General features: G+C 37.9%; 27 protein-coding genes. 21 read left to right on the forward strand and 6 right to left on the reverse strand.

Going from position 1 to position 25,660, the window contains the following annotated elements; translation table 11 throughout:
• Positions 1-68 precede the first annotated feature (68 nt).
• Positions 69-218 (forward strand): hypothetical protein, encoded by a 150-nt coding sequence (locus tag V2145_RS06940; RefSeq protein ID WP_153301153.1) that lies wholly within the window; start codon positions 69-71, stop codon positions 216-218.
• 76 nt (positions 219-294) lie between these two features.
• On the opposite strand, the gene V2145_RS06945 is transcribed toward V2145_RS06940, so the two are convergent.
• Both V2145_RS06945 and V2145_RS06950 read right to left on the reverse strand, forming a co-directional pair.
• Positions 295-960, reverse strand: a complete 666-nt coding sequence (locus V2145_RS06945) for a type 1 glutamine amidotransferase domain-containing protein (protein WP_094910427.1) — start codon at positions 958-960, stop codon at positions 295-297.
• Between the two features lie 308 nt (positions 961-1,268).
• A complete protein-coding gene (locus V2145_RS06950) occupies positions 1,269-1,943 on the reverse strand; it encodes a hypothetical protein (RefSeq protein WP_131887899.1) in 675 nt (224 codons plus the stop codon).
• A gap of 165 nt (positions 1,944-2,108) precedes the next feature.
• Here V2145_RS06950 and V2145_RS06955 point away from each other — a divergent pair, with 165 nt between their 5' ends.
• Positions 2,109-2,501: a FixH family protein gene (locus V2145_RS06955; protein ID WP_094910425.1), complete on the forward strand. Its 393-nt coding sequence runs from the start codon at positions 2,109-2,111 to the stop codon at positions 2,499-2,501.
• Between the two features lie 29 nt (positions 2,502-2,530).
• Here V2145_RS06955 and V2145_RS06960 read toward each other — a convergent pair whose 3' ends face one another.
• The 3 genes from V2145_RS06960 to folE2 all read right to left on the reverse strand — a co-directional run bounded on the left by V2145_RS06960 (position 2,531) and on the right by folE2 (position 5,844).
• Entirely contained in the window at positions 2,531-3,937 is a 1,407-nt protein-coding gene (locus V2145_RS06960; RefSeq protein ID WP_094910424.1) for a sensor histidine kinase, read from the reverse strand.
• Complete coding sequence (locus V2145_RS06965; protein ID WP_179289209.1) at positions 3,934-4,614, reverse strand: response regulator transcription factor; 681 nt, start codon at positions 4,612-4,614, stop codon at positions 3,934-3,936. The genes V2145_RS06960 and V2145_RS06965 overlap by 4 nt, the downstream gene beginning before the upstream one ends.
• Before the next feature lie 318 nt (positions 4,615-4,932).
• Positions 4,933-5,844, reverse strand: a complete 912-nt coding sequence (gene folE2 / locus V2145_RS06970) for a GTP cyclohydrolase FolE2 (protein ID WP_286175427.1) — start codon at positions 5,842-5,844, stop codon at positions 4,933-4,935.
• Positions 5,845-6,106: 262 nt separating this feature from the next.
• Between folE2 and V2145_RS06975 the strand changes: the two genes are divergently transcribed.
• Complete coding sequence (locus tag V2145_RS06975; RefSeq protein WP_131887898.1) at positions 6,107-7,438, forward strand: polysaccharide biosynthesis protein; 1,332 nt, start codon at positions 6,107-6,109, stop codon at positions 7,436-7,438.
• A 37-nt stretch (positions 7,439-7,475) separates the two neighbouring features.
• Here V2145_RS06975 and V2145_RS06980 read toward each other — a convergent pair whose 3' ends face one another.
• On the reverse strand, positions 7,476-9,260 hold the full coding sequence (locus V2145_RS06980; protein ID WP_131887897.1) for a transglycosylase domain-containing protein: 1,785 nt from the start codon (positions 9,258-9,260) through the stop codon (positions 7,476-7,478).
• 800 nt (positions 9,261-10,060) lie between these two features.
• On the opposite strand from V2145_RS06980, the gene V2145_RS06985 reads away from it, so the two are divergent.
• From V2145_RS06985 to V2145_RS07070, 18 genes are all read left to right on the forward strand, one after another.
• On the forward strand, positions 10,061-10,675 hold the full coding sequence (locus V2145_RS06985) for an alpha/beta hydrolase (protein WP_131887896.1): 615 nt from the start codon (positions 10,061-10,063) through the stop codon (positions 10,673-10,675).
• A gap of 391 nt (positions 10,676-11,066) precedes the next feature.
• The gene (locus tag V2145_RS06990; protein ID WP_330987437.1) at positions 11,067-11,801 is read left to right on the forward strand and encodes a polysaccharide deacetylase family protein; all 735 of its coding nucleotides are present in this window, start codon (positions 11,067-11,069) and stop codon (positions 11,799-11,801) included.
• A complete protein-coding gene (locus tag V2145_RS06995) occupies positions 11,792-12,385 on the forward strand; it encodes a DedA family protein (protein ID WP_330987438.1) in 594 nt (197 codons plus the stop codon). Before V2145_RS06990 ends, V2145_RS06995 begins: the two co-directional genes overlap by 10 nt.
• Entirely contained in the window at positions 12,385-13,515 is a 1,131-nt protein-coding gene (locus V2145_RS07000) for an MGDG synthase family glycosyltransferase (protein ID WP_094910418.1), read from the forward strand. The genes V2145_RS06995 and V2145_RS07000 overlap by 1 nt, the downstream gene beginning before the upstream one ends.
• Positions 13,516-13,594: 79 nt before the next feature.
• Entirely contained in the window at positions 13,595-14,344 is a 750-nt protein-coding gene (nfsA, locus tag V2145_RS07005) for an oxygen-insensitive NADPH nitroreductase (protein ID WP_330987439.1), read from the forward strand.
• Positions 14,345-14,625: 281 nt separating this feature from the next.
• On the forward strand, positions 14,626-15,504 hold the full coding sequence (locus V2145_RS07010; RefSeq protein ID WP_311857634.1) for a LysM peptidoglycan-binding domain-containing protein: 879 nt from the start codon (positions 14,626-14,628) through the stop codon (positions 15,502-15,504).
• 194 nt (positions 15,505-15,698) lie between these two features.
• On the forward strand, positions 15,699-16,001 hold the full coding sequence (locus tag V2145_RS07015; protein ID WP_210610637.1) for an urease subunit gamma: 303 nt from the start codon (positions 15,699-15,701) through the stop codon (positions 15,999-16,001).
• A 14-nt stretch (positions 16,002-16,015) separates the two neighbouring features.
• Positions 16,016-16,339 carry an urease subunit beta gene (locus V2145_RS07020; protein ID WP_311857639.1) on the forward strand — a complete coding sequence of 108 codons (324 nt, stop codon included), beginning with the start codon at positions 16,016-16,018 and terminating at the stop codon, positions 16,337-16,339.
• Positions 16,340-16,346: 7 nt separating this feature from the next.
• Positions 16,347-18,056, forward strand: coding sequence for an urease subunit alpha (ureC, locus tag V2145_RS07025; RefSeq protein WP_330987440.1), 1,710 nt, complete (start codon positions 16,347-16,349; stop codon positions 18,054-18,056).
• 10 nt (positions 18,057-18,066) lie between these two features.
• Positions 18,067-18,513 carry an urease accessory protein UreE gene (gene ureE / locus V2145_RS07030; protein ID WP_094910407.1) on the forward strand — a complete coding sequence of 149 codons (447 nt, stop codon included), beginning with the start codon at positions 18,067-18,069 and terminating at the stop codon, positions 18,511-18,513.
• Positions 18,506-19,192 (forward strand): urease accessory protein UreF, encoded by a 687-nt coding sequence (locus V2145_RS07035; RefSeq protein ID WP_311857643.1) that lies wholly within the window; start codon positions 18,506-18,508, stop codon positions 19,190-19,192. The genes ureE and V2145_RS07035 overlap by 8 nt, the downstream gene beginning before the upstream one ends.
• Before the next feature lie 47 nt (positions 19,193-19,239).
• Complete coding sequence (gene ureG, locus V2145_RS07040) at positions 19,240-19,854, forward strand: urease accessory protein UreG (RefSeq protein WP_094910405.1); 615 nt, start codon at positions 19,240-19,242, stop codon at positions 19,852-19,854.
• A complete protein-coding gene (locus V2145_RS07045) occupies positions 19,851-20,666 on the forward strand; it encodes an urease accessory protein UreD (RefSeq protein ID WP_330987441.1) in 816 nt (271 codons plus the stop codon). The genes ureG and V2145_RS07045 overlap by 4 nt, the downstream gene beginning before the upstream one ends.
• A gap of 176 nt (positions 20,667-20,842) precedes the next feature.
• A complete protein-coding gene (locus V2145_RS07050; RefSeq protein ID WP_094910403.1) occupies positions 20,843-21,307 on the forward strand; it encodes a hypothetical protein in 465 nt (154 codons plus the stop codon).
• A 263-nt stretch (positions 21,308-21,570) separates the two neighbouring features.
• Complete coding sequence (locus V2145_RS07055) at positions 21,571-22,335, forward strand: carotenoid biosynthesis protein (protein WP_256993292.1); 765 nt, start codon at positions 21,571-21,573, stop codon at positions 22,333-22,335.
• Positions 22,332-23,048: a lysophospholipid acyltransferase family protein gene (locus tag V2145_RS07060; protein WP_330987442.1), complete on the forward strand. Its 717-nt coding sequence runs from the start codon at positions 22,332-22,334 to the stop codon at positions 23,046-23,048. Before V2145_RS07055 ends, V2145_RS07060 begins: the two co-directional genes overlap by 4 nt.
• Positions 23,045-24,151 (forward strand): glycosyltransferase, encoded by a 1,107-nt coding sequence (locus V2145_RS07065; protein ID WP_131887889.1) that lies wholly within the window; start codon positions 23,045-23,047, stop codon positions 24,149-24,151. Before V2145_RS07060 ends, V2145_RS07065 begins: the two co-directional genes overlap by 4 nt.
• Positions 24,148-25,593: a phytoene desaturase family protein gene (locus V2145_RS07070; protein ID WP_330987443.1), complete on the forward strand. Its 1,446-nt coding sequence runs from the start codon at positions 24,148-24,150 to the stop codon at positions 25,591-25,593. Before V2145_RS07065 ends, V2145_RS07070 begins: the two co-directional genes overlap by 4 nt.
• Positions 25,594-25,660 lie beyond the last annotated feature (67 nt).

Below are 25,660 nucleotides of genomic sequence, written 5' to 3' on the forward strand. Positions count from 1 at the left end.
GTGAGACAACCTAGGGCTATGATAAAGTGAACGTTAAAACCATTTACTGAAAAAAGGAGGGATAGACAATGAAGGTCGGAGATAACGTTTTTTATAACAGCAAATCGTATAAGCTAATTCACGTGTATCGTAATGGAACATTAGAGCTCTTGTCCACTCAACAACCGGACTTTGGAAAGACTATTATTGTAGATGCTGCTAAAGTTAAAAATAATTGAGAGCGAGAACTAAAATGATTGAATTATAAAACCCTCTTTACTTTCAGCATGGTGAAAGTAAAGAGGGTTAATCAGTTTAAGCATTCAGCTTTTTCACAAGTTCATCACCCATCAGTTCTGAAGAGAACGGGTCACGGCTTGTAACGATTTGGTCGTTAGCCCAAACGGCATAAGCTTTTTTATCCATTTCAGGTAAATAATTAGCAATTTTGCTAAGCTCTTGTTCTAAGCTATAAGGTAGAAAAGGAAGTACTTCGTCAGGTTCAATTGCATCAGGATAGCCCGTCACGTCGAGGCCTTCAATTAATAGCTTCTCATTCTTGTCTTTTAAGAAAGCAAACACAGAAGGGCCGTGACATTCTGCTGCTAAGATGCCACCTTTGTTATAGACATCGTTCATTAATTGATGAAGGTGAACATTTTTTGCAAGGTCAAACATTGCACCATGACCCCCAACAACTAAAATTGCATCATAGTTTGATGCGTTAACTTCCTCTAGTTTCATTGTTTGATCTGCTCGTCCAGTTTCTACAAGCTCTTTGTACGTACCGTTTGGATCAAAGTCTTTTGAAATACTGCGTTCATCTAATGTTGGTTTTCCGCCTAAAGGTGATGCTAAGTCAACAGTGTGACCTGCTTCTTCTAGCTTTAAAAGAGGAGCAAATAGTTCTTCTGCCCACCATCCAGTTTTATATTCTTTTTCTTCGTATCCGCTTGATAGTACGGCTAATATACGTGCCATGAAAAAACCTCCTAGTAAATTGTTCCATTGTTAATATGAAACGATAGCGAGTATCTTATTCATCTACATTTTTCTTACCCGTTTTAATCAATCATTAAACAGAAAGAAGAGTTAACTTTTTAGTTTTACTGAGCCAAAAAATAGAATATAGAATTTGTTTATAGAGCTAGCAAATAATTAAATACGTCAACATTTAAAAATGAGAGGTGGTGTTTTCTTAACATTAATAAGCGTTCAGAGGTCATTTACTTCCCGTTTTATAACAGTTCCGTACTGCTATATACGAGTTAATGAAAAAACCTATGCAACTATTGCATAGGTAAGGAATCTTGAAGTGTATGATTTTCTAAGTAAGTAATAGAAGTACGAAGTTGTTTAGGTAGCGTCTGTGTTATAAATAAGATAGGAATGTCGAGGCCTTGCCTTAGCTTATGTAGGGCCTCGTAAAACGACTCACTGTACTCATATGCTAGGCTATTTACTAGTAAAAGTGCAGGTGAGACGAGTAAACAACTTACCAAAAGAAGCTGCTCTTTATCTGCTTTTGATAATGAGCACAGAGGTTGATGCAATAAAGATTGTGAAACTGAGCATAGGGTAATAGCATTGGAAATTAGTTTATTACTATTTGTAGGTTGAATACTATCAGGAATAGTTTGAATAATTTTTTTAAGAAATTCTGTGCATGTTTCCTGAGAGTGAGCATTAATTCTCTGATGCGGGTTCAGCTCTTGAATTTTTAACTTCAGTTTTCTGCGTTCTTTTGCTTTAATACGAAGCAAAGAGCTACCGTTTAGCAAAATGTCCCCTATATCGGGATCGCTTGAAAGAGATAATAGCTCGAGTAATGCAGTTAACTTTTTATAGTCAGCGGATATAATTGTTGTAATAGCACCTCCGCTTGCTGTAAATGATAGGTTGCGAAGAACAGCTGTATTTCCATACGTTTTTGAAATGCCTTGAACTTCTAGTAAAGTAGACATACAAACACCTTCTTTTTCCGAGAATAAATCGTAATAATTATTATTTATAATAATAGAGAGCTGATCTTTTGTAAAGAATGAGATTTTGAAAAAACTTCATGATTTTCTCACATTTACAGTTTATAGTAAATAATGAGGGGACTAATATAGAAGGGAGAGGTCAACGTGAAAGCAAAGAAAATAATATGTTTAGTAAGCATGTGTGGTCTTTTGATGGGGTGTGGCGTAAATCAAGAGCAAGAAGCGAGTGCTGAAGATCCTAAAATGTTAGATGTAAAGCTGAATGGACCTTCTGAAGTAGGTAAAAATGAAACCGTTATCTTTGAAGCTGTAGTTACATATGGAAATGAAAAAGTTGAAGACGCAGATGACGTGCAATTTGAAATTGAGAAAGAAAATGCAGAAGGGCAAGGGGACATGATAAAAGCTAAGCATCGTAAAGGTGGAATATATGAAGTAGCAACTGATTTTCAAGAACCTGGCATTTATACAGTTCAATCCCATGTGACAGCCAAGGACTCTCATAATATGCCTAAAATACGTATAGAAGTAAAATAAACAAAGCCTCTTTAAAGAGGCTTTTGTTGTTAAAAAGATTCGTAAGGAAACGTAATCGTAACGGTAGTTCCATTACCAATCTCGCTTTTAAAATCTAGGCTTCCAGCGTGATAATGGATAATTTCTTTAGATATCGCTAACCCAAGCCCTGTTCCACCTTTTTCACGAGTTCGAGCTTTATCGGCTCTGAAAAATCGTTCTCCTAAGCGACTTAAATCTGCTTTTGATATGCCGATTCCGGTATCCGTTACGCTAATTTGAACTTTGTGCTCATCATGAGAAAGTGAAATATCAATGTGCCCTCCCTCGTTTGTGTACCGAATTGAATTGTGGATTAAATTATAGAATACCTGTTTTAATCGAAGCTCATTTGCGTTCATAATAATGTCTTCGTCTAATCTGCTTGTGACGGTTAGCTGTTTTTTAGCAGCGTGAATGGTCAAAACATCGATTGTTTCATTAATAAGCTGAGCCAAAACAAGCGGAGACTTTATCATAGTCACTGTTTCGGACTGGAGCTGAGATAAATCCAATAGGTCATGAACAAGAGCATTCATCCTTGTTGTTTCTCGTTCTATTACGTGCAAGTATTCATTTCGTTCTTTTTGGCTCATAGTTGAATTCTGTAAAAGTTCACTATACCCCTTTATATAGCTAAGAGGTGTGCGTAGTTCATGGGCTACATTTGCGAGAAATTCACGCTTTTGTTCATCACTTTTTTTTAAGGAAGATGCCATAGAGTTAAACGCTTCTGCTAAGTGACCAACTTCGTCATTGCTATTGGAAGGAATGCGTATAGAAAAATTCCCTTTCGCGATCTCGTTTGAGACAGCTTTCATTCGCTGTAATGGAGTTACAATTGCTTTGGTCATTCGATTTCCAATTAAATAAAGAAAAATAAACGTAATGATTGCCACAATCGCCAAAATATTGGCTGCTTTTGTAAACACTTCATTTAATGAAGCTAAAGGAACATATAGATAAACAATTCCTGCTAGTTCGTTTGTTTTTTGATCAATTAGGGGGACAATGGCACCAATAAGGTTGCGCTCAAATTTCTCTTCGTAACCTTTTTTAACAATGTATTCACCTTTTAAGAGTTTTTCTCGTTCAGCTTTTGAAATGATCGGTTTATCTTCTTTAGAGAACGGAGAGTAACCGCTTAATTCTTCTGGATTATTAAAAATTAAGATTTCTGCCTCAGAAACCGTATTATGCCAATTTACATTTCCAATTAAAAAATCGGAAATCTCACCGGTATGATAATGAGCAGCAATTTGTTGACCTTCTGCTACAAGCGAGCTTTCTGTTTTGTCTACATAGAGTGATTCGTAAAGAAATTGGATAAATAAAAATGAAAATACAATTGCAAAGCAAAGCAAGCTGCTGATTAAAAGGCGTAGCTTAGTTGTTAAAGCGAAGGACAACTTCTTCATGCCTCCGCTTTATACCCAATACCCCAAACCGTTTGAATTAGGTCGCCTCCTGCTTTTAACTTTAAACGCAACGTTTTGATATGAGTATCAACTGTCCGTTCACTTCCGATGTAATCAATCCCCCAAATTTGATGTAAAAGCTGTTCGCGCGTGAAAACTCGTCCAAGGTGATTACATAAATAGATGAGTAGTTCATATTCTTTTAAGGTAAGCGATATAGCTTCATCGTTTACATATACGGTTCGACCAAGCTTGTTAATTTTTACATGTCCAAAATGCTGATAAACTTCAACTGAACGTGGAAGTGCAGTTGTGCGACGAAGAACAGCTTCAATACGTGCTATTAATTCACCGTTACTAAACGGCTTAACAATGTAGTCGTCCCCTCCGATTTTTAATCCGTGTATGCGATCTAATTCATCACCACGCGCAGTCAAAAAGATAATGGGAATCGATGGATGGACGCTGCGTATCCTTTCAGCTAACGTAAATCCGTCCATAATTGGCATCATTACATCAATAAGAATAAGGGAAGGAAGCATATGAGCTAATTCATCTAGCGCTTCTTCTCCGTTTGAAGCCTCTAGGCACATATAGCCTTCGCGTTGAAGGGATAGCTGGATCAAATGTCGCATTTGTTGTTCATCATCAACAATTAATATAGTTGGCTTTTGCATTTTCATCATGCCCTTTCTCATTTTTAAGTTCTTTTTCTAGTATATCGGAAATATGTGAGGCATAAGTGAACTTTTGTCACCATTCTTTTTATTCTACATAAATGAAGGGGCTGAGACATGAAGGTTTTAAAATTGTTAGGTTAAAATCAAAGTTTCTCTCCACTGTGCGGGAGATATGTGCATTCTTCTATTGCCTACAGGGGTCACGTGTCTTATGCCCTTTTCGATTAATAAAAATATCCGAACTATCGAAAAGAGTTAACTTTCAACAGTTCGGATAGATCATTGGCTAAAATACTTATGTCCCAGCCTCATTAATTACTCTGAATGTTTATCAAAAGTAATGGTTGCAACAGCATCGTGTAAGTGAATGGACTCTTCATTACGACAGGACACAGTGAAGGCTTCTACGAATGAATACTCGTATAAATCAGCAGCTACTAAGCGGACCATATCTTCCACAAATCGTGGATTTTCATACGCTTGTTCAGTAACCATTTTTTCATCTGGACGTTTAAGAATCGGATGAATTTTAGCACTTGCATTTGATTCAATGGCTTCTAGTAAAGCATGCTTCCAGTCAATATCATCATTGATTGAAGCAGCTAAACGAACATCTACGGATACGTAACCACGCTGGTTATGAGCGCTATATTCACTGATTTCTTTTGAACAAGGACATAGCGTTTTTACAACAGCTGTTAATCCAGCTTCAAACGTTACACCAGCTTTTTTTGTGTAAGCAACTTTTAGGCGAGCTTCAGAATGATTAAGACCTGATAATCCTGAAGAAGGTGCTGCTTGGTCATAAAACCAAGGGAATGCAATCTCTACTTTAGCATCGGGAATACGTAGGCGCTCAGAGAGCTCCTCTACAAATGAAGTTAGTGCAGCAAACGTTAAGTTCAACTCACCGCGCTTGCGATACTCTTCTAAAAGTTCCGTAAAGCGACTCATGTTTGTTCCTTTTGAATCCTTTGGAATAGAAGAAGTGAGAGTGAAAGTAGCAATTGTAGGCGTAGCTCCACTTGGTGCAAATATGGTTACAGGTATTTTAACGTTGGAAACACCAACCGCTTGAATATCAAATAAAAAATCTTTCTTTTTATTTTGTAGATCAGCCATTTCTTCTTTTTTAGTAGGCTTTGTTTTTGGGCCGGGTTCTACTGAACCGAATAATTTATGGCGTTCTTGCTTTGATGGTAAGTTTATTGTTGTCATCGTTGTCATAGCTCTTTCTCCTTTCACCTAAGAGAAGGTGGTCGCTAAAAATATGAATCTGGAAAAATTTTAACCTACTTTGTTCTTTTCTTGCAATGATTAATTTACGAAAATGGAATGCTCTGTGTTAAACAGGTATAAAATTGCTCTATTTTTCATAAGGTGAACATAACATGAAAGTAGGACAAAGTATAGGGAGATTGAGTAGAGAAATTGATAATTAGATTGTTGTCATACATGTATGTAGGACAAGAATTGAGGAGATTAGTAGATGAACACTTTTCTAAAAGGAACATTTATCTTAGCAGGAGCTGCCTTTGCAGGCGAGCTGATTGAATTTTTAGTAAATATGGTATTAGCACGAGAGCTTGGCAAAGAAGGAATGGGGATGTATATGACGGTTCTGCCCATTATTTTTCTTGTTGCCACCGTAGCCAACTTAGAGCTGCCCATTTCTATTTCAAAATTTATTGCAGAGCATAATCGGCATGAGCATCGCAATATGATGAAGCATGCCATCACATTTGCAACGGTATTAAGTCTCGTTATTTTCTTCGTGACGTTTGGCGTTGTTTCGTTTTTTCCTTTCTTTACTCATTACCATCCTTACTTAAAGTGGGCTGTATTAATCTTTATTCCAATTGTATCGTTTTCAGCCGTACTGAGGGGATATTTTACGGGGAAAAACAGTATGTCAACCATTGCGGTTTCAAACTTTATCCGAAAAGCTTTTCAATTAACTATTCTATTTGTCATCTTTCAGATGTTTCAGTTCACAGATGTAAAAACTTCTCTTTTCATCGCTATCTGTACCCTAATTGGAACAGAAGCTGTTATCTTACTTTATTTTTTAATCACATATGTGACGCAATTAAACGTTATTACAAAAGGGCATAGAGCGCTATTAACACCTCAGGATGTACGAAAGAAGCTGCTGAGCGTCTCTTTGCCAACAACTGGGTTACGTTTGTTTAATGCGGTTTGTAATGCTATCCAACCATTTTTGATTAAGCATGCTCTTATTCTATCAGGCATGACGCTTAGCGGTGCAACGCAGCACTTTGGAATGCTTACAGGAGTTGCGATGAGCATTGGTTTTTTTCCAGCATTTTTTGCTCATTCTCTTTTAGTAGCGCTTATTCCTGCCGTGTCTGAAGCGCATGCAAAAGATCAAGAAAAGCAATTACAAAAGCTTCTTCTTCAAAGTATGCAGCTTACGTTTATTTACGGTATTCCATCTGTTTTGGCTATGTATATTTTTGCAGAGCCGCTAACAAGCTTATTCTTTCATTCTACAGAAGCCGTTTTTTATTTACAGGCACTGTGGCCATATTTTCTCTTTCATTTCTTTGCAATCCCGCTTCAAGCTTACTTAATTGGATTAGGCTACGTAAAAGATGCGCTGTTTCATACGATTTGGTCTCACGTTGTTTCCTTTTCACTTATGTTCGTACTCGGTTCACAGCCAACTATCGGTATGACAGGAATTATTATCGGAATGAATGCTGGTATCGTTGTATTGACGCTTTTACACTACGTCACAATTTGTCGAGTTATTAACGTTTCGTTTTTTTCTCTTAAGAAGCATAAGACAGTTCTATAAAAAAAGCGGAAAGCAATAGATGCTTTCCGCTTTTGATTTACCAACTATCCATAATGGATTTAAATAATGTAGCAGGGTCTTCGCCACCACCACTGGTCAGTTTCTTTCTTTTTTCATCAGTTTCCTGTTTTTCAAACCCTGTATGAATAGAGATGACGGCCTCGTCTGTATAACCAACAAACCAAGCATCTCCATAATCTTGGGTGGTGCCAGTTTTACCAGCTGCATCTTTAGAAGAACGAGCGTTAGCTCCTGTACCATAGCTTTTTTCAATAACGTCTTCTAGCATAGACGTCATTGTATCAGCATTTTGTGGACTCATTACTTCTTCTGTTTCAATTTCCGGCTCTTGCTCTTCGCCGCCGCGCATTTGAATTTTCTTAATCGCATAAGGCTTTGTCACTTTACCCTCGTTCGCAAAGACTGAGTAGCCTTGTGCTAATTGAAGAGGAGAGAATGTTGTTGTAGTTCCTCCTAAAGCTAGCGATAAATTGCGATCTTCATCAGTTAATGGAAGGCCTGCTTTTTCCATAAAGTTAAATGAATCTCTAAAGCCAATTTCGTTTAAAAGCGATACAGCTGTTGTGTTGACTGAGCGAGCAATGGCTTCTCGCATCGGTATTTCTCCAAGATAGCGACCGTTTGCATTTTGAGGCTTATAGCCGCTAAAATCTACGGGCTCATCCACAAGAGTAGTTGTTGGGCTATAGTCACCAGTTTCAAGAGCAGGGCCATATACTGCAAGTGGTTTAATAGCTGATCCAGGCTGATAACCGATTGTAGCTCGGTTTAGTCCGTTTGTTTGATAATTTCGGCCGCCGTAAATAGCCGATACACCACCTGTTTTTGGATTGATAGCCGCGATTCCAACTTCTACTTTGTGTGATGCCGTATCGTCTGCAAACACGTGATTAGTTACAGAGCGATTAATGGATTCCTGAAGAAGTGGGTCAAAATCAGTATAGATTTCGTAGCCGCCTTTGTATAAATCTTCAGCGGTAACACCATACGTTTTCTCAGCTTCACGGACAACATAGTCGACAAAAGCTTGATGGCTATTTCGTTGCTTAAACGTTACGTCTGGTTTGATAACGCGTTCGTTGATAGCTTGATTATACTCATCTTGCGTAATGACTTCTTGGTCTAACATGAGCTGAAGAACTACGTTTCGGCGTTTGGTTGCTTCTTCTGTGCTGCTAGCAGGTGAGTATGTGCTTGGCGCTTTTGGAAGTCCAGCTAGCAGAGCCGCTTCGCCAACGCTCAATTGGGATACATCTTTGTTAAAGTACAGCTGAGATGCTGCCCCAATACCGTATACGCCGCTACCAAAATAGATTTGATTCATATATAGTTCTAGAATTTGATCTTTTGAAAACTGTTTTTCAAGTCCAACTGATAAAAACATTTCGTCAAACTTGCGCTTAAAGGTTTTATCGTTAGAGAGATATAAGTTTCGTGCAAGCTGTTGGGTGATGGTACTTGCACCCTCAGCCTTGCTCATTGTAATAACGTTTTTAAACATAGCCCGGGCAATTCCCTGCATGTCGATTCCAAAATGATCGTAAAAGCGGCGATCCTCTGTTGCCACAAATGCCATTTTGACATGGTCAGGCACTTCATCGATGGATACATTTTGTCTTGGGACCGTCTTATATAATTCATCAAGCGGTCGATTGTTTTTATCATAAATGACAGTGCTCTGGACAGCTTGCAGCTTGCTGTATGATAAGCTAGCTGTTTGTTCAAATTGTTTTAACACATAAGTGACGCCTAGAAGGATTACTAGGACAACGGTTAAAACAGCGAGAATAAATTTTCTCATGGTTTCTCACTCCACTAATTAATAATTCCGCGTTCAATAAGATAGATTAATTTCTATCCTTTTAGTAAGTTATCACATAGGATGCAAGCGTGAAGATAAAGGGTTTTTCTTATGACCTAAATCAGTGCATGTCCTTTATGTAGCTTATTGACAACGGTGTTTGCTTGTTTCACTAGATAGTTTAACTAGTTACGCTTTTAAAGTATTAAGGTTGGTTTGCACCTGATATGAACGTTACGCGCACTTTTGAAGAAATGAATTATACCTAGCAACGTAGTCTTGTTGTATAGTACAACCTTCTGCAACAAAAGTAGTTGAAATTTTCTCATTTACAAAAAGCTTAAACAAGACGGATACATCTTGCATTTAGTGTACCCATAAATCTTGGTTTGTCAAATAAAGCAATATGCGACACCCTGAGGAATCCTTCTTCGTACGTTATTTTAAGTGCTAAAAGTAATCTTTCAACACTAGGTCATTTACTACTATCGGTACAATATAGAAAATATTAACAAGATAAAGGGAGATTATTACAAAAAGATGCGAAATGTTGAGCAACAGTAAAGCTACTTGATAAGGTGAAAGCTCGTATTGAATAATTGGTCGTGCAATGTATGGACTACTCAGTGCTTGTTTTTTAGTTCACATGGATAAAGCTTTGTTGGTTTAAATGCTTGTTAGTATGTTCAATTTATTTAAAATCATTCAAAGAGCAGTAACTTTACAATTATATGAAGAGTTCGTATAATAATAAATATCTTTAATTCGAGATATTAATATGCAGAGGAGTGAGAAAAAAGATGAAACATATCTTTAAACAAGGAACAAATAGCGAAAAGCCAGTTTTGCTAATGCTTCACGGAACGGGTGGAACAGAAGAGGATTTGTTGCCGATTGCAGAAATGATTGATCCAACAGCATCTGTGCTATCGGTTAGAGGTAACGTGTTAGAACAAGGGATGCCGAGATTTTTTAAGCGTTTAAGAGAGGGTATTTTTGATTTAGAAGATTTAGCAATTCGAACAAAAGAACTAAATGATTTCTTAGGAGAAGCAGCTGAAAAGTATGCCTTTAATCGGGAAAATATAGTAGCAATCGGTTATTCAAATGGCGCTAACATTGCAGGAAGCCTACTGTTTCACTATGAACAATCATTAAAAGGCGCAATACTTTTTCATCCGATGGTACCAAGAAGAGATATTGAAGTACCTAATGCACAAGGTATTCCAATTTTTATTGGTGCAGGAATAAACGACCCAATTTGCCCAGCGGATGAGACGAAAGAATTAACAACACTGCTTCAAGGTGCACAAGCTACCGTTGACGTTCACTGGGAATCTTTTGGTCATCAGCTTACGCGAACAGAAGTAGAAGCAGCCAAAACATGGTATGAACGTATTTATGGAAACAAATAAATGACAAGAGGCTGAGACATAAGCATTTCAGCTAATGATCTATCCGAACGCTTGCGAGTTAGCTTGTAAGCGTTCGGATATTTTTTAATTGGTTTAAAAAAAGAGAAGAATGGAGCGTAGGACACTCAATTTTCCCAAGAAATAGAGGATTAGATTTCTCTCGGTAGGGAGCAGCGAGTGTTTATAAAGCAATGAAACGAATGCGTTTTTCAACCTAACCATTGAAGAAACGTCATGGTTCTTCTTATCGAGGGAATTATTTTATGTTCCATTCTCTTTTTATAGTTGCGCGGTGCCATCAGGCTTGTTAGGATTAAAATGTTTAAAAAATGAAACAAAAGGCTTAGAAAAACGTTATAATGAAAGAATATTAAAGATGAGGTAATTTGGAATGATTGTAATAAAATGGCTTTTGTTTGTTTTGTTAGTAGTTAGCTGCTTCTGGCTGTTGTACGCAGTACTACCGACTTATTTGTATCGCTGGTTTCACCCTCGCGTATGTACGCACTTAAAACAAACTCAATCATTTGCTTTAACATTTGATGATGGACCGCATAGAGAATATACTGCGCAAATTCTGAATTTATTAAAAGAGCATGAGATGAAAGCAACTTTTTTTGTAGTTGGGACAATCGCAAATGAACGGCCGGATTTGTTAAAGAGAATGGTAGCAGAAGGGCATGAAGTTGGTATTCATCATCATAAGCATGTTAGCGCGTGGTTCTTAACACCAGGACAATTAAAGAAAGAAATTCAAATGTGTAAGGATGCTATTATAGAAGCAACGGGCGTAGAGCCTATATTTTATCGCCCTCCTTGGGGACATTTAAATTTATTTAGTGTTTGGTGTGCAAAACCTTACCATACAATTATTTGGTCTAATATATTTGGAGATTGGTCGCTTAAGAAAACAAAAAAAGCATTAGAAGCTGAAATGAAGAGTAAATTAAAGCGTGGCGCAATCTATGTGTTGCATGATAATGGAGAAACAAAAGGAGCAGATGAAAGAGCACCAGAGCAGACAATAGGCGCTTTAAGAGAATTCATTCCGTATGCTAAGCAGCGCCAGATGAATAGTAAAACACTCTCTGAATTAAAAAAGGAAGGAACAAGCACGTGGAATTAACAATGGTGTCGCATTATATTAATACATTCGGTTATATCACAATATTTTTAATTTTATTCTGCGGGATTGTTGGAATTCCAGCGCCTGAAGAGTCATTTTTAATTATTCTTGGAATGTTTATTGCAAAAGGACAGCTGCTTTTATATTCATCAACAATCTATGCTTGCTTAGGTGTTATTATTGGAATGCTGGTTGCTTATTTGCTCGGCAGGTATGCAGGCGTTCCCTTTTTTAGTAAGTATGGAAAGTATGTGGGATTAACTGAACCTAAATTAAAAGCTGCTCGTGAGAAGTTTCATAGACATGGGAAGTGGACAATTTTATTTGGCTTGTTTGTTCCTGGTCTTCGTCAAATTAGCCCGTACCTTGCAGGAATTAGTCATTATCCTTTTTTATTATATGTTTGTTTTTCGCTAATAGGCGGAATTGTATGGGTGCTATCTTTTTTATTGTTAGGTTATTTTGTTGGAGATCAGGTTCATATTTCAATTATTGTTGGAGGAGCCATTTTATTTTTTGTTGTTTACGTTATGCTACAGCTGCGAAAAAAGCGAAACACCCGCTTTAAAGGGAGTGATCATTGATGAAAAAGATTTTATTTTTGCCCTTGTTTAAGATGGCATCTGGACATCATCAGGTGGCAGACGCTGTAATGGAAATGCTGGTGGCAAATTATAAGCAAATTTCAGTGAAAAAGATTGATTGTTTAAGTTATTGGAGCAAACCTCTTGAGCAATTAATATCATCTCTATATATGAAATGGATCTCTATGTTTCCAAGGCAGTTTGAAAAATTTTATCACGGGCACGTTTATAAAGAGGAAAATCATACGTGTGATGATTTTGTTGTTAAAAGCTGGCCAATTATTGAATATAACATGAAGCGTTTAATTGAAGCAGAAAAACCAGACGTTATTGTTTGTACTCATAGCTTTCCTTCGCGCGTCATCAGTGGGTTAAAAGAAAAAGGCATTATTAATACACCCGTTGTTAATATTTATACTGATTTTTTAGTAAGCGATGTATGGGGAAAAAGTGGCGTGGATATTCACTGCGTACCTGATAAGGAGACAAAAAACTTTTTAGAAAGTATTCATAATGTGCCTACTCACAATATTTATGTCACTGGAATTCCTGTTCATGCTGCTTTTAAAAATAAACGAATAGATTCAAGGTCTGAACGAACGATTCTAATAGCTGGAGGGAATGCAGGGCTTGGCAATGTAAAACAAATGCTTCGCTCCGTTCCCTACGATAGTATTTACCGATACGTAGTGCTGTGTGGAAACAACAAAAAGCTATTTCAAGAGTTGGTAATGTTAAATCATCCAAGCATTACACCTCTTCCTTATATTGCGTGCAGAGAGCAAATGAATAGCTTATATGAACAAGCTAGTGCAGTTGTGACAAAAGCAGGCGGTGTTACGATTAGTGAAGCCTTACGTAAACGCCTACCTATTTTTATTCACTCTTCACTTCCAGGGCAAGAACAAATTAATATTCAAACGTTAAAAAGAAAAGGCTTATTAATGCCTCTGGATAAAGCCTATCTGCTTGAAGAGCAGTTGGTGAAAGTACTTGAAAATGATGTGCAGCGCAACCGGCTACTACGAAGAATGGATGAGTACATTGAAAGCATTGAGTATTCCGTTTCAGATGTGCTGGCGAACCGGTTTCATTTATATGAATACGAAACAACAAAGAGTCGGTTATAAAGCAGAAAAATGTTGAAAAAAGGAGAGATTCGTTATACTAAGAAGTGAATGAATTAAAATGAAAAAGGGGTTCTAAAAAATGAACGAAGTTATTGAAACAATTTTAAGTCATCGCTCAGTGAGGAAATATCAAGATAAACCTTTAACAGATGAGCAGGTTCATAAAATTGTAGAAAGTGCCCAAGCAGCTTCTACCTCAAGCTATATACAAGCATATTCAATAATTGGAATTAAAAATCAAGAAACTAAGAATCGCTTGGCTGAACTAGCGGGTAATCAACCTTATGTTGCCCAAAATGGTCACTTGCTTCTTTTTTGTGCAGACTTGCATAGGCACGATGTTATTGCTGAAATGGAGGGCAAAGATTTATCTGAGTCCCTTGAAAGTACTGAAAAATTCATGGTTGCTTTAATCGACGCAGCTTTAGCAGCTCAAAATGCATCAATTGCTGCGGAGTCGATGGGGCTTGGAATCTGTTATATCGGTGGACTTCGAAATCAGCTTCAAGATGTTCAAGAATTATTAAAGCTCCCTAGTCGCGTACTGCCACTATTTGGTTTAACGATTGGGTATCCGGCTACCGATACGGATAAAAAGCCTCGTTTACCTCAAGCTAATGTGTATCATGAAGAAGTATACGAGCAAGATCACAATAAGTTTATTGAAGAATTGCAAGCTTATAATGAACAGATTTCTTCTTATTATAATGAGCGTACAAATGGAAACAGAAACGATACGTGGACTGGTCAAATGGCTCATATGCTATCGAACCCGACGCGTATGTATATGAAAAAGTACGTAGAGAAACAAGGCTTTAATAAAAAATAAATAACCACATGGATGCAATTGATGAAAAGCATCCTAATTGATAGAATTATCTAACAATTAGGGTGCTTTTTTTTATGGATAAAAAGGAATAGGAAGATTTGTTTGTAAAAAACACCAAATAAATGGAAATTATTGAAGCATATGGACAAATTATCAGAAAAATTACAGTTTCATGTTAAAAAAGCGTTATTTTTGTAATGGAAGTTGAATGTTCCTGTAATGGCTGTGCAATCTCTAGGTGATATCATTCAGTCATTGAGTAAATAAGGAGGTATTCGTAAATGAAGAAATTTATATTTACTCTAGGAACAACAGCAATCCTTTCAGCGGGGCTTGCAGGTGGAGCATCTGCAAGTGCAAACGAAACGTATCAAGTACAAAAAGGTGATACGTTGTGGAGCATCGCTCAAAACCATGATGTGAGCGTTGACGAATTAAAAGATGCAAATAACTTAACATCAACGATTATTCATCCAGAACAAAATTTAAATGTATCAATTATAAAAGAGATTACACATAAAGTTGAGCGCGGCGATACATTATGGTCAATTAGCCAAGAATATGGCGTAACAGTAGAGCAAATTAAAGCTTGGAACGGATTAGGAAGTGACCTTATCATTCCAGGACAGGTCTTTGCCATTGAAACAAATGGAGGTTCACAAGCTGTAGCACAACCAGCTCCAGCACCAAAAGCTGAACCTGTGCAAGAAGCTGCGCCGGCACCAAAGGAAGAACCAGCTCAAGAGCCTGCCGAACAACCGGCACCAGAAGCTGAGCAAAAACAAGAGCCAGTTCAGGAAGCGGCTGCACCAGCGCCACAACCTGAGCCAGCTAAAGAGGAACAACCTGCTGAACAATCACAACAGAGCGGTAAGCAGTTAACAGTTGAAGCAACTGCTTATACAGCTAGCTGTGAAGGATGTAGTGGTGTAACTGCTACGGGAGTAGATTTAAAAGCAAATCCAAACCAAAAAGTAATTGCTGTAGATCCTAGCGTAATCCCATTAGGTTCAAAAGTATATGTTGAAGGATATGGAGAAGCAATCGCTGCTGATACTGGCGGAGCGATTAAAGGTAATAAAATCGACGTATTTGTTCCTGCACAAGCTGATGCAGAGCAATGGGGTCGTAAAACAGTTAACGTTACAGTATTAAATTAATAGTTGATAAGAAAAAGAGATGTCTCATTGCAGACATCTCTTTTTTTATTTCTCTATTTTGTATAAAAATAGAAAAAGAGTTTGATTTAATCTGAAGATTCACTATAATTAATTATATGTTAGGTTAAGTAACATTTATTGTTAGAAGTTGTTTTTTGGTCGTCATGCATGTTCTACAGAAAGGAAGATCTTAAATGAAACTCACACAGCGAGAGCAAGAAAAGCTTATGGTGGTTGTCGCCGCAGACCTCGCAAGGCGTAGGCAAGCGAGAGGGTTAAAACTGAACTATCCAGAAGCGGTTGCCATTATTACATATGAAATGACAGAAGGAGCTAGGGATGGTCGTACCGTTGCTGAATTAATGCAGCTTGGAACACAAATATTGTCGCGAGATGATGTGATGGAAGGTATTCCTGAAATGATTCATGACATTCAGGTGGAAGCAACATTTCCAGATGGAACAAAGCTTGTGACGGTACATGATCCAATTCGATAGAGGAGGGGGAAGAAGTGATTCCCGGAGAATACAAGTTACGTAAAGATGAAATTGTATGTAACAAAGATAAGGGGATAGTTGAGGTTTTGGTAACCAACCGAGGGGACCGTCCTGTTCAGGTAGGATCTCACTTTCATTTCTACGAAGTTAATTACGGGTTAGAATTTGATCGAAAAGAAGCGTTTGGCTATCACTTAAATATTCCTGCTGGTACGGCCGTTCGCTTTGAACCAGGTGATCCTAAAACGGTCCAGCTTGTACCTTTTTCAGGAACAAAGCATGTATATGGATTAAACAATAAAACAAATGGACCCACGGGGGAGCTAAAAGAGGAGTAGGTCGAACATGAGCTTTAAAATGTCAAGAAAACAGTATGCAGATATGTTTGGGCCGACGGTTGGAGATGCTGTAAGGCTAGCTGATACCAGCCTTTTTATTGAAATTGAAAAGGATTTTACAACCTATGGTGATGAAGTAAAGTTTGGTGGAGGAAAAGTTATTCGTGATGGAATGGGACAGCATCCTCTTGCAACAAGAAGTGAAGCGGCAGATCTTGTTTTTACGAATGCCATCATTATGGATTATACGGGGATATACAAAGCGGATATTGGAGTAAAGGATGGCATGATCCAAACCATTGGAAAAGCAGGAAATCCACTATTGATGGATGATGTTGATATTGTAATTGGAGCTAGTACTGAAATCATTGCTGCAGAAGGGAAAATTGTGACGGCTGGAGGGATTGATGCGCATATACATTTTATCTGTCCACAGCAAATCGAAACCGCCTTATCTTCTGGAATTACAACGATGATTGGAGGAGGAACTGGTCCTGCAACGGGAACAAACGCGACGACGTGCACACCTGGAGCTTGGTATATCGAGCGGATGTTAGAAGCAGCTGAGGCTTTTCCAATGAATGTAGGTTTTTTAGGTAAAGGGAACGCATCATCCAAGCAGCCTCTTATCGAACAAATTGAGGCTGGAGCGATTGGTCTTAAGCTTCATGAAGATTGGGGCACCACCGCGTCAGCAATTGATACAAGCCTTCAAGTTGCGGATGAATATGATGTGCAGATTGCAATCCATACAGATACGCTAAACGAAGGCGGATTTGTCGAAGATACGATGAGAGCAATTGGAAATCGTGTCATTCATACGTATCATACGGAAGGAGCAGGCGGTGGACATGCACCTGACATTATGAAGATGGCAAGTTTTAAAAATATTCTCCCGTCATCAACAAATCCAACCAGACCTTATACGATTAACACCCTAGAAGAACATTTGGATATGCTGATGGTTTGTCATCATTTAGATCCTTCCGTTCCAGAAGATATTGCATTTGCGGATTCTCGTATTCGTAAAGAAACCATTGCAGCTGAAGATATTTTGCATGACCTTGGAGTTTTCAGCATGATTTCTTCTGATTCACAAGCTATGGGCCGCGTTGGTGAAGTGATTACGAGAACGTGGCAAACAGCAGACAAGATGAAAAAGCAAAGAGGAAAGTTAAACGGCGATAGTGGTATTGGTGATAATGAACGCATTAAGCGATATATTGCAAAGTATACAATTAATCCAGCTATCACCCATGGGATTTCAGAATACGTAGGCTCAGTAGAAGCTGGTAAGCTTGCAGACTTAGTCGTTTGGGACCCAGCATTCTTTGGCGTAAAGCCAGAATTAATCGTTAAAGGCGGAATGATTGCTCACAGTCAAATGGGTGATCCTAATGCCTCAATTCCTACGCCTCAGCCTGTTTTATACCGTCCGATGTTTGCTTCTTATGGAAAAGCGCGCCATAGAACCGCCATAACGTTTATCTCGCAAGCTGCATACAATCGAGGAGTGCATAGAAACTTGAATTTACAGAAACAGATTAAGCCTGTAAAAGGGATTCGCTCACTAAGTAAAACAGATATGAAGCTAAATGGTGAAATGCCTAAAATTGATGTGGATCCACAAACATACGAAGTACGAGTGGATGATGAATTAATTACGTGTGAGCCAGCAGAAGTATTACCTATGGCACAACGATACTTTTTATTTTGAGGTGAAAGCAATGTTAATAGAACAAATTGTTGGGAATGTCGCTACGTTAGAAAAGAAAGCTCCGCATATTGAAAAAGTGTATTTGGAAAGTGATCATCTGTTAAAGCGCGTGCAGCGAGTTGTCACCGATCATGGTAAAGAGTTAGGAATTCGCCTAAAAGAAAGTCGTGAACTTGTAGATGGTGACGTGCTTTATATGGATGAGAAAAATATGATTGTCATTCAAGTAGTAGCAGATGACTTATTAACAATTCAACCTACAAGTATTAAGCAGATGGGGGAGATTGCTCATCAACTTGGAAATCGGCATTTGCCAGCGCAGTTTGAAGAGAATGAAATGCTTGTTCAATATGATTATTTAGTTGAAGAGCTTCTTAACGAACTAAGAATTCCATATAAGCGTGAAAAGAGAGCGGTTCAAAAAGCATTTAGACATATTGGACATAGTCATGACTAACCAACTGTTAGCGCTTGTACAGCTGTGTGATTCGAATTTTCCATCGGGGGCTTTTTCTCATTCGTTTGGTATGGAAACCTATATCCAAAAAGAGCGAATCACAAATGCCGATACATTTTCTGAAGCTCTTAGTACGTATACAGAAACGCAGCTTACTTATACAGATGGGTTAGCTTGCCGGCTGGCATACGAATTTGCGTCAGAAGCGAATCTTCAGGAAATAATAGAGCTAGATCAAGAGCTGTATGCGCTGACGCTATCAAAAGAAACAAGGGAAGGGACAAGGAGAATTGGTCAGAGAATGGTAAAGCTTTGTGTTGATTTGTTTAATAACAAGCTTTTAAGATGCTATGAACACGAAATTCAACGGAAAGAATGCTTTGGTCATCCATCAATTGTCTTTGCGATTATAGCTCAACAATTACGGGTGTGTAAACAAACGGCTGTTTCTACGCACTTGTATGCTACAGTGTCATCGCTTATTCAAAATGCAGTTCGTGGCATTCCAATTGGGCAAACGGATGGTCAGCGAATTTCACTTGCTTTTCATGAAAAGATTGATCAAGCAGTCACGAACATTCTTCGTGCGGATTCGAGTGAGCTTGGTTCAATGACGCCAGGGCTTGAAATTGCTCAAATGCAGCATGAACGTCTGCACGTCCGCTTATTTATGTCTTAATACAAAATAATATAAGGGAGGGAAGCCTTCATAGTGAAGGCGAAAAAATGAATGCAATGAGAGTTGGTATAGGAGGTCCTGTAGGGGCGGGGAAAACAATGCTTGTAGAAAGGCTAACCAGAGCATTACAAAGTGAGCTAAGCATGGCGGTTATTACAAATGATATCTATACAAAAGAAGATGCTCAGTTTTTAGTGAAAAACAGCGTATTACCTCAAGAACGCATCATCGGTGTGGAAACAGGAGGTTGTCCGCACACTGCTATTCGAGAAGATGCTTCTATGAACTTTGCCGCAATCGATGAACTGGTTGAAAGACATCCTGACGTTGAGCTGATTTTTGTGGAAAGCGGCGGAGATAATTTAGCGGCAACGTTTAGTCCAGAACTTGTGGATTTTTCTATTTATATCATTGACGTCGCTCAGGGTGAAAAGATTCCCCGTAAAGGTGGACAAGGGATGATTAAATCGGACTTGTTTATTATTAATAAGACGGATTTAGCTCCGTATGTTGGTGCAAGCTTAGACGTGATGAAAGAAGATACAATTGCAGCACGAGGCAAGAAGCCTTTTGTATTTACAAATTTGAAAAAGGATCAAGGGCTGGCTGACGTCATTCAGTGGATTAAAAAAGAAGTATTACTTATCGGCATTGAATCATGAGTTATACAGGCTATTTAAAACTTGAATCGCACAAGGTAAAAAATAAGACGGTTGTTCATAACACCTATCATGATGGAGCTTTTAAAGTAGCTCGTCCAATCTACATGGAAGAGCATATCCCGACAATCTACCTTCTACATTTAGGAGGTGGATATGTTGGAGGGGACCATTATAAAGCGTGCATCACAGCTAAAGAGGATGCACATGTTTGCTTGACCACACAGGCTGCAACAAAAGTATACCGAACGCCACACGAACCTGTGTTTCAAGAAACAGAGCTGTTCTTAAGAAAAGGAGCAGTGGTTGAATACCTTCCAGATCCACTTATTTTATACGAAGGTGCGCGTTTTATACAAGAAACAACTGTACATATGGAAGAAAAAGCAACGTTTTTTATCTCTGATATCATTACACCAGGCTGGTCACCTGATGGACAGACATTTAAGTATCATTCAGTGCGCTCAAAGTTGAAAATTTATCGAAAAAATCAGTTAATGGTTTTTGATCACTTGTTTTTATCTCCTCATGAAGACATCCATGCGATTATGAAAATGGAGGGCTATACGCATTTCGGTTCTTTTTTAGCAATTGCTGAAGGAATTATCGATTCGGTCATTGACGAGTTGTATGATGAAGTAATAAGCGAAGAGCAGAATGGATATATAGGTATTTCAAAATTGGCGATAAATGGATGTGCCATTAGAATTTTAGGAAATGATACAAAAACCCTTGAAAGAATTATTAACAGATGCTTTCAGTTCCTGAGAAAGCGTCTGTTAGGCTTAGATATTGTTTCTCTTCGTAAATATTAAAAAGCTTGCTTTGATTCATAGCGTTAAAAAACCTTACAGAAAATTACATTTCAGAGTATAAATTTTTCTCCTTTACTAAAACTATTCGTAAATCAATGCGAGGTAGATAAGGATGAGAAAACAATTACGAAGCCAAGTGCCCCCTGTACATATTCTAAAATGTGAGAGTCGATTTTTTGACTAGACTAGAAGCAATTCTGTGGAATATTGCCCTACCAGGGTTTAGTCAATTATTAAACAAGCAGTACGTAAAAGGGATTGTGTTTATAGCATTGGAATTTTTAATTAATATGGGCGCACATTTTAACTCTGCAATACGATTAAGTTTTTTAGGTGAAACGGAACAGGCATTAGCCACTGTTGACATGCAGTGGATTATGTTTTACCCATGCTTGTATTTTTTTGCAATGTGGGATGGCTTTAAAGATGCAGAAGCTACTGCACCTCCTCTTTACTCATTTATACCGTTTGCGTGCTGTGCTTACTTCGTAACCGTAGGTATCATGTATGCTTCAGTAGTGAAAATTAATGGGGTATTGCTTGGGCCAATTTGGCTACCGATGCTGTCTGTGCTTCCAGGACTTATAGTTGGATTGCCAATTCAGCTTTTACTAGCTAAAAAAGCAAATGCTACACCATAGACATGAAATGAAAGTTGAATTGTTCAGCTTATCATTCATGTCTATTTTTATGTCAAATATTAATAAGGTTGTACATAACATAGTAAAGAACATATTGAAAATAGAGCATAAGAGGTAAAGGATTTATAATAATGATGTTCTAGCATGAATAAGAGAGTGCGGGGGTATAAAGTACAATAGATATATTAAAAAGAAAAAAGCTTTCTTTAGTAGCGACTAGCTACATTTTACAGTTAATAAAGAAACTGAGAGGAGGAAAAAGATTGACAGAAAAGATTTATCAATTTTTTATTATTTGGTACATATGTGGAGTTGTTCTGCTTGCTTTTGATTGGTTACCGCCATGGCTTGAATGGGCAAACGTAGTGTTTTTACATGTAAGTGGCTTCATTGCTTTTATCTATATGGCAAAATCATATCGAATGGTGACGGCACTGCTCGTCGCAATGTTTGTGATGGTTGCAACCATTGTTATTGAAAGTCTAGGTGTACACTATGACTTTTTATTTGGTTCATATGATTATGAGAAAGATTTTGGTACCAAAATTTTAGGTGTACCGCTCACCATTGGTTCAGCGTGGCTAATGGTAATTGTGACTAGCCGTGTACTTGCACTTGGTATTATGAAAAGGATGGAATTACCTTATCTTGTAAAGGGGCTAGTATACGCAACAATCTCATCTATATTTGCAGTTATTATGGATTTAGCGATTGACCCAGTGGCCTATGTAGTAAAGCAGTACTGGGTATGGGAAGGAAACAGCTTTTATTATGATATTCCACTTTCTAATTTCTCAGGCTGGTTTATACTTTCATTTTTTATTCAGTTTATCCTCTACTTCTGGCTAGAGACTTTAGAAAAAAAAGAAGAGCCAAAGTGGGAAAGTCGAATGGTTGTTTTATATAGTGCCATTGTTATGATGTTTGTCATTGTGGCAGCGGTCAACGGTTTGTGGTTAGTTGTGCTTATGACGTTAATTCCATATAGCATTCTTTTTGTTTTATACCAAAAGGAGAAAAGAATATGATTTATCCGGAGAAAGACAAACGATTTGAGAGAGTTTTGCAGCTGTTTGTACACTATCAGTTGAAAAAGCAGTTTTATCGTATTTACATCGATATGGAGGAAGCAGTTGAGAATAATAAACCGACTCTATTTATTGCCAACCACTCAAGTTGGTGGGACGGCTTAATTAGCTTTTATATAAATCGAGTGTTACTTAAGCATGATAGCTACGCAATGATGTCTGAAGAAGGTATGAATTCTTTTCCATTCTTTCGAAAAATTGGAGCATTTTCCGTTAATCCATCCTCGCCCAAGCATGTTATGAAATCGCTTTTGTATACCAGGAAATTGCTAAGAGAAAAAAAATCCGTATGGATTTTTCCTCAGGGAAAGGAAGAACACTTAGAGAAGCGACCTCTGCAATTTTCAGACGGCCCGGCTTTTATCATGTTAAAAGAAAAGAGTGTACAAGCCATTCCAATTGCATATTGCTATAGTTTTCGTCATGATCAGCGTCCAGAGCTATTTATTAAAGTAGGTAAACCTATAGAAGCAAATACAGAAACCAGTCGAAGTGAATTAACGCATAAGCTAGAACAGGCTGTAATTGCTGAGTTAGATAGTATTAAAAGTAAGCTTGTTAGCGAGGATCTTTCCACTTTTGACGTGTTTATGGCGGGGAGAAAAACGTTGAGTGAGTGGTTAACTTGGTGGAAAGAGAAGGTGAAGCGATGATTTATTATAGCGCTTTATTTATCATAATGATAATAGGTACCATTATTAACATATTTACGATGCCACGTTTAGCGAGCTACCAGCTTAACAAAAACAAAGTTGATCCACTTGTTTCTATTTTAATTCCTATGCGTAATGAAGAACGAAATGTTAAGTCCATCATACGTTCATTAAAAGGACTTACTTATCAGCGCATTGAAGTCATTATTTTAGATGATCAATCGACAGATCAAACTCGACAGCTTTTGGAACAAGAAATACAATGTGATAAGAGGTTTTCTGTTATAGAAGGAAAGCCTTTAGAGGAAGGCTGGGTTGGTAAAGTACACGCTTGTCATCAGCTTTCAAAACGAGCAAGCGGTGACTACTACCTATTTATTGATGCAGATGTTGTTTTAGAGAAGGATACAATTCAACACGTATTAGCCTTAGCTAAAAAAAAGAAAGCAAAGCTAGTGACGGGCTTTCCAAGATTTCCGGTAAAGAAACGAATGGAATCGCTCCTAGTTCCTCTTCAGCATGTTGTAGTGTTTTCGTATTTACCAACCATCATTGCAAACGGGGGGAAATACCCAGCTGCAACTGCAGCACACGGGGCGTTTATGTTCTTTGAAAGAGAAGCATATGAAAGCATAGGAGGACATGAAGCCGTTAAGAGTTCGTTAGTCGAAGATGTGCATATTGCAAGAGCACTGAAAGAGAAAGGTGAAAAAGTAATTTTGGCTAACGTAACGTCTCATGTCAACTGCTACATGTATGAAAAAGATGATGAGGTATGGAATGGTTTTGCAAAAAATGTGTATACAGGGTTAGGGCGATCACTTAATAAACTCGTTGCTCTCATGGTGTTTTTTATTGTTTATTATGTTCTTCCAGTACCGCTATTTTTATATGGTATTGTGTCTGAACAGGTACTTTTGCTGTTGCCATTATTGCTTCTTTTTCTTCAAAGATTACTTATTGATCTAGCAGCTAAGCAAAAATGGTATTTGTTTATTACGATGCCCATCTCTGCTATTACCTTGCTATTCTTAATGAACCATTCGATGAAACAAAGCGTCCAGCACAAAGGTTATCAATGGAAAGGAAGGCATTATAAATGAAGGAAATTATCATTGTAGGAGCTGGTTTAGGAGGATTAGCCGCGGGTGTTTTGTTACAAGTGAGAGGTTTTGACGTTACAATTGTTGAAAAGAATGGGCATGTAGGCGGCAAAATGATGCCAATGAAGCTAGGAGAATATTCTTTTGACTTTGGCCCAAACACAATTACGATGCCACACGTTTTTCAACAAGTGTTTAAAGAGGCTGGAGAAAATCCAGACGATTATATGCCTCTAATGAAATTAAATGATCATACAAAAAATTGGTTTAATGATGGTTCAACGTTTATGATGACAACGAATCGAAATAAGATGATTCACCAGCTGGAACAAATAGATTCTAAAGGGGCAAAGAACTATGAGCAATACCTAGAAAGCGTTAAAAAACTCTATACCATCGCACAAGATGAGTTTTTTTATCGAACGTTTTCATCATGGAAAGATTATATGAATCCGTCTTTGTTTACGAGTCTTCTTAAAGTAAAGCCATTTGAAACAATCGATTCTTTTCACAGACGTTTTTTTGACAATGAAAATGTGATTAACGCGTTTAACCGCTACGCCACGTATATAGGCTCTTCACCATATGTTTCACCTGCTACTTTCTCATTGATTGGCCATTTAGAGATGAATGAAGGAGTTTACTATGTTAAGGGGGGGAATCCTAGGATTGCTGAAGGATTTGCTGAAGTGTTTCAAAAGGCAGGAGGGACCTTGATACTAAATGAAGCAGTTAAAAAAGTACAGGTGGAGAATAAGAAGGCAGTAGGGATTGAGCTTGAGAGCGGTGAAAAATTGCCTGCAGACTCCGTTATTGTGAATGGTGACCTACTGCAAGCTTATCCGTCTCTCGTAGATGAAGCGGACCGTCCCCATTTCACAAACAAGATGGTGAGCAAATTTGAACCTTCTATTTCTGCTTATGTTATTTTAGCTGGAACAAAGAATAGAAATGATTCGCTTATTCATCATCAAGTTTATTTTTCCGATGATTATAAAAACGAATTCTATGAACTGTTTAAGAAAAAGCAGCTGCCGTCAGATCCAACAATCTACATCTGTAATTCTTCTTATACAGATAAAAACGTAGCGCCTGGTGATAACTTATTTATTCTTGTTAACGCACCAGCAGGAGTGACTAATGATGATGGTTATGAACAAGTTATATATGAAAAGCTAAAAAGGTTTGGTGTCGATATTACATCTACCTTAGCTTGTCAAAAAATCATCAACCCAAGCTGGATTGAAAAGCAATTTGGAGCGTACAAAGGGGCTCTTTACGGTATTAGTGCTAATCGGAAAGTGGACAGCTTTCTTCGACCTAGCAACGTTTCAAAAGACGTAAGAAGCCTTTATTTTGTCGGTGGAACAACTCATCCAGGAGGTGGGTCCCCAATGGTTACAATCAGTGGTATAAACATGGCAAACTTAATTTCCACATAATATTTTCATTGTAAATAACTTCATATATTTGATACTATAGGAAAAGGAAACCATTGATAAGAATAGC

The sequence above is a fragment of the Priestia sp. GS2 genome (assembly GCF_036409025.1).
Classification (GTDB): domain Bacteria; phylum Bacillota; class Bacilli; order Bacillales; family Bacillaceae_H; genus Priestia; species Priestia aryabhattai_A.

Excerpts from the sequence above, each read along its gene's own strand:
- ureE (WP_094910407.1), top strand. The coding sequence starts at position 18,067 with ATGTTAATAGAACAAATTGTTGGGAATGTCGCTACGTTAGAAAAGAAA.
- V2145_RS07045 (WP_330987441.1), top strand. The coding sequence starts at position 19,851 with ATGAGTTATACAGGCTATTTAAAACTTGAATCGCACAAGGTAAAAAAT.
- nfsA (WP_330987439.1), top strand. The coding sequence starts at position 13,595 with ATGAACGAAGTTATTGAAACAATTTTAAGTCATCGCTCAGTGAGGAAA.
- V2145_RS06980 (WP_131887897.1), bottom strand. The coding sequence starts at position 9,260 with ATGAGAAAATTTATTCTCGCTGTTTTAACCGTTGTCCTAGTAATCCTT.
- V2145_RS07065 (WP_131887889.1), top strand. The coding sequence starts at position 23,045 with ATGATTTATTATAGCGCTTTATTTATCATAATGATAATAGGTACCATT.
- V2145_RS07060 (WP_330987442.1), top strand. The coding sequence starts at position 22,332 with ATGATTTATCCGGAGAAAGACAAACGATTTGAGAGAGTTTTGCAGCTG.
- V2145_RS06940 (WP_153301153.1), top strand. The coding sequence starts at position 69 with ATGAAGGTCGGAGATAACGTTTTTTATAACAGCAAATCGTATAAGCTA.
- V2145_RS07070 (WP_330987443.1), top strand. The coding sequence starts at position 24,148 with ATGAAGGAAATTATCATTGTAGGAGCTGGTTTAGGAGGATTAGCCGCG.
- V2145_RS06950 (WP_131887899.1), bottom strand. The coding sequence starts at position 1,943 with ATGTCTACTTTACTAGAAGTTCAAGGCATTTCAAAAACGTATGGAAAT.
- ureC (WP_330987440.1), top strand. The coding sequence starts at position 16,347 with ATGAGCTTTAAAATGTCAAGAAAACAGTATGCAGATATGTTTGGGCCG.
- V2145_RS06945 (WP_094910427.1), bottom strand. The coding sequence starts at position 960 with ATGGCACGTATATTAGCCGTACTATCAAGCGGATACGAAGAAAAAGAA.
- V2145_RS06965 (WP_179289209.1), bottom strand. The coding sequence starts at position 4,614 with ATGCAAAAGCCAACTATATTAATTGTTGATGATGAACAACAAATGCGA.
- V2145_RS07035 (WP_311857643.1), top strand. The coding sequence starts at position 18,506 with ATGACTAACCAACTGTTAGCGCTTGTACAGCTGTGTGATTCGAATTTT.
- V2145_RS07015 (WP_210610637.1), top strand. The coding sequence starts at position 15,699 with ATGAAACTCACACAGCGAGAGCAAGAAAAGCTTATGGTGGTTGTCGCC.
- V2145_RS06990 (WP_330987437.1), top strand. The coding sequence starts at position 11,067 with ATGATTGTAATAAAATGGCTTTTGTTTGTTTTGTTAGTAGTTAGCTGC.
- V2145_RS06975 (WP_131887898.1), top strand. The coding sequence starts at position 6,107 with ATGAACACTTTTCTAAAAGGAACATTTATCTTAGCAGGAGCTGCCTTT.
- ureG (WP_094910405.1), top strand. The coding sequence starts at position 19,240 with ATGAATGCAATGAGAGTTGGTATAGGAGGTCCTGTAGGGGCGGGGAAA.
- V2145_RS07010 (WP_311857634.1), top strand. The coding sequence starts at position 14,626 with ATGAAGAAATTTATATTTACTCTAGGAACAACAGCAATCCTTTCAGCG.
- V2145_RS06960 (WP_094910424.1), bottom strand. The coding sequence starts at position 3,937 with ATGAAGAAGTTGTCCTTCGCTTTAACAACTAAGCTACGCCTTTTAATC.
- V2145_RS07000 (WP_094910418.1), top strand. The coding sequence starts at position 12,385 with ATGAAAAAGATTTTATTTTTGCCCTTGTTTAAGATGGCATCTGGACAT.
- V2145_RS06985 (WP_131887896.1), top strand. The coding sequence starts at position 10,061 with ATGAAACATATCTTTAAACAAGGAACAAATAGCGAAAAGCCAGTTTTG.
- folE2 (WP_286175427.1), bottom strand. The coding sequence starts at position 5,844 with ATGACAACGATGACAACAATAAACTTACCATCAAAGCAAGAACGCCAT.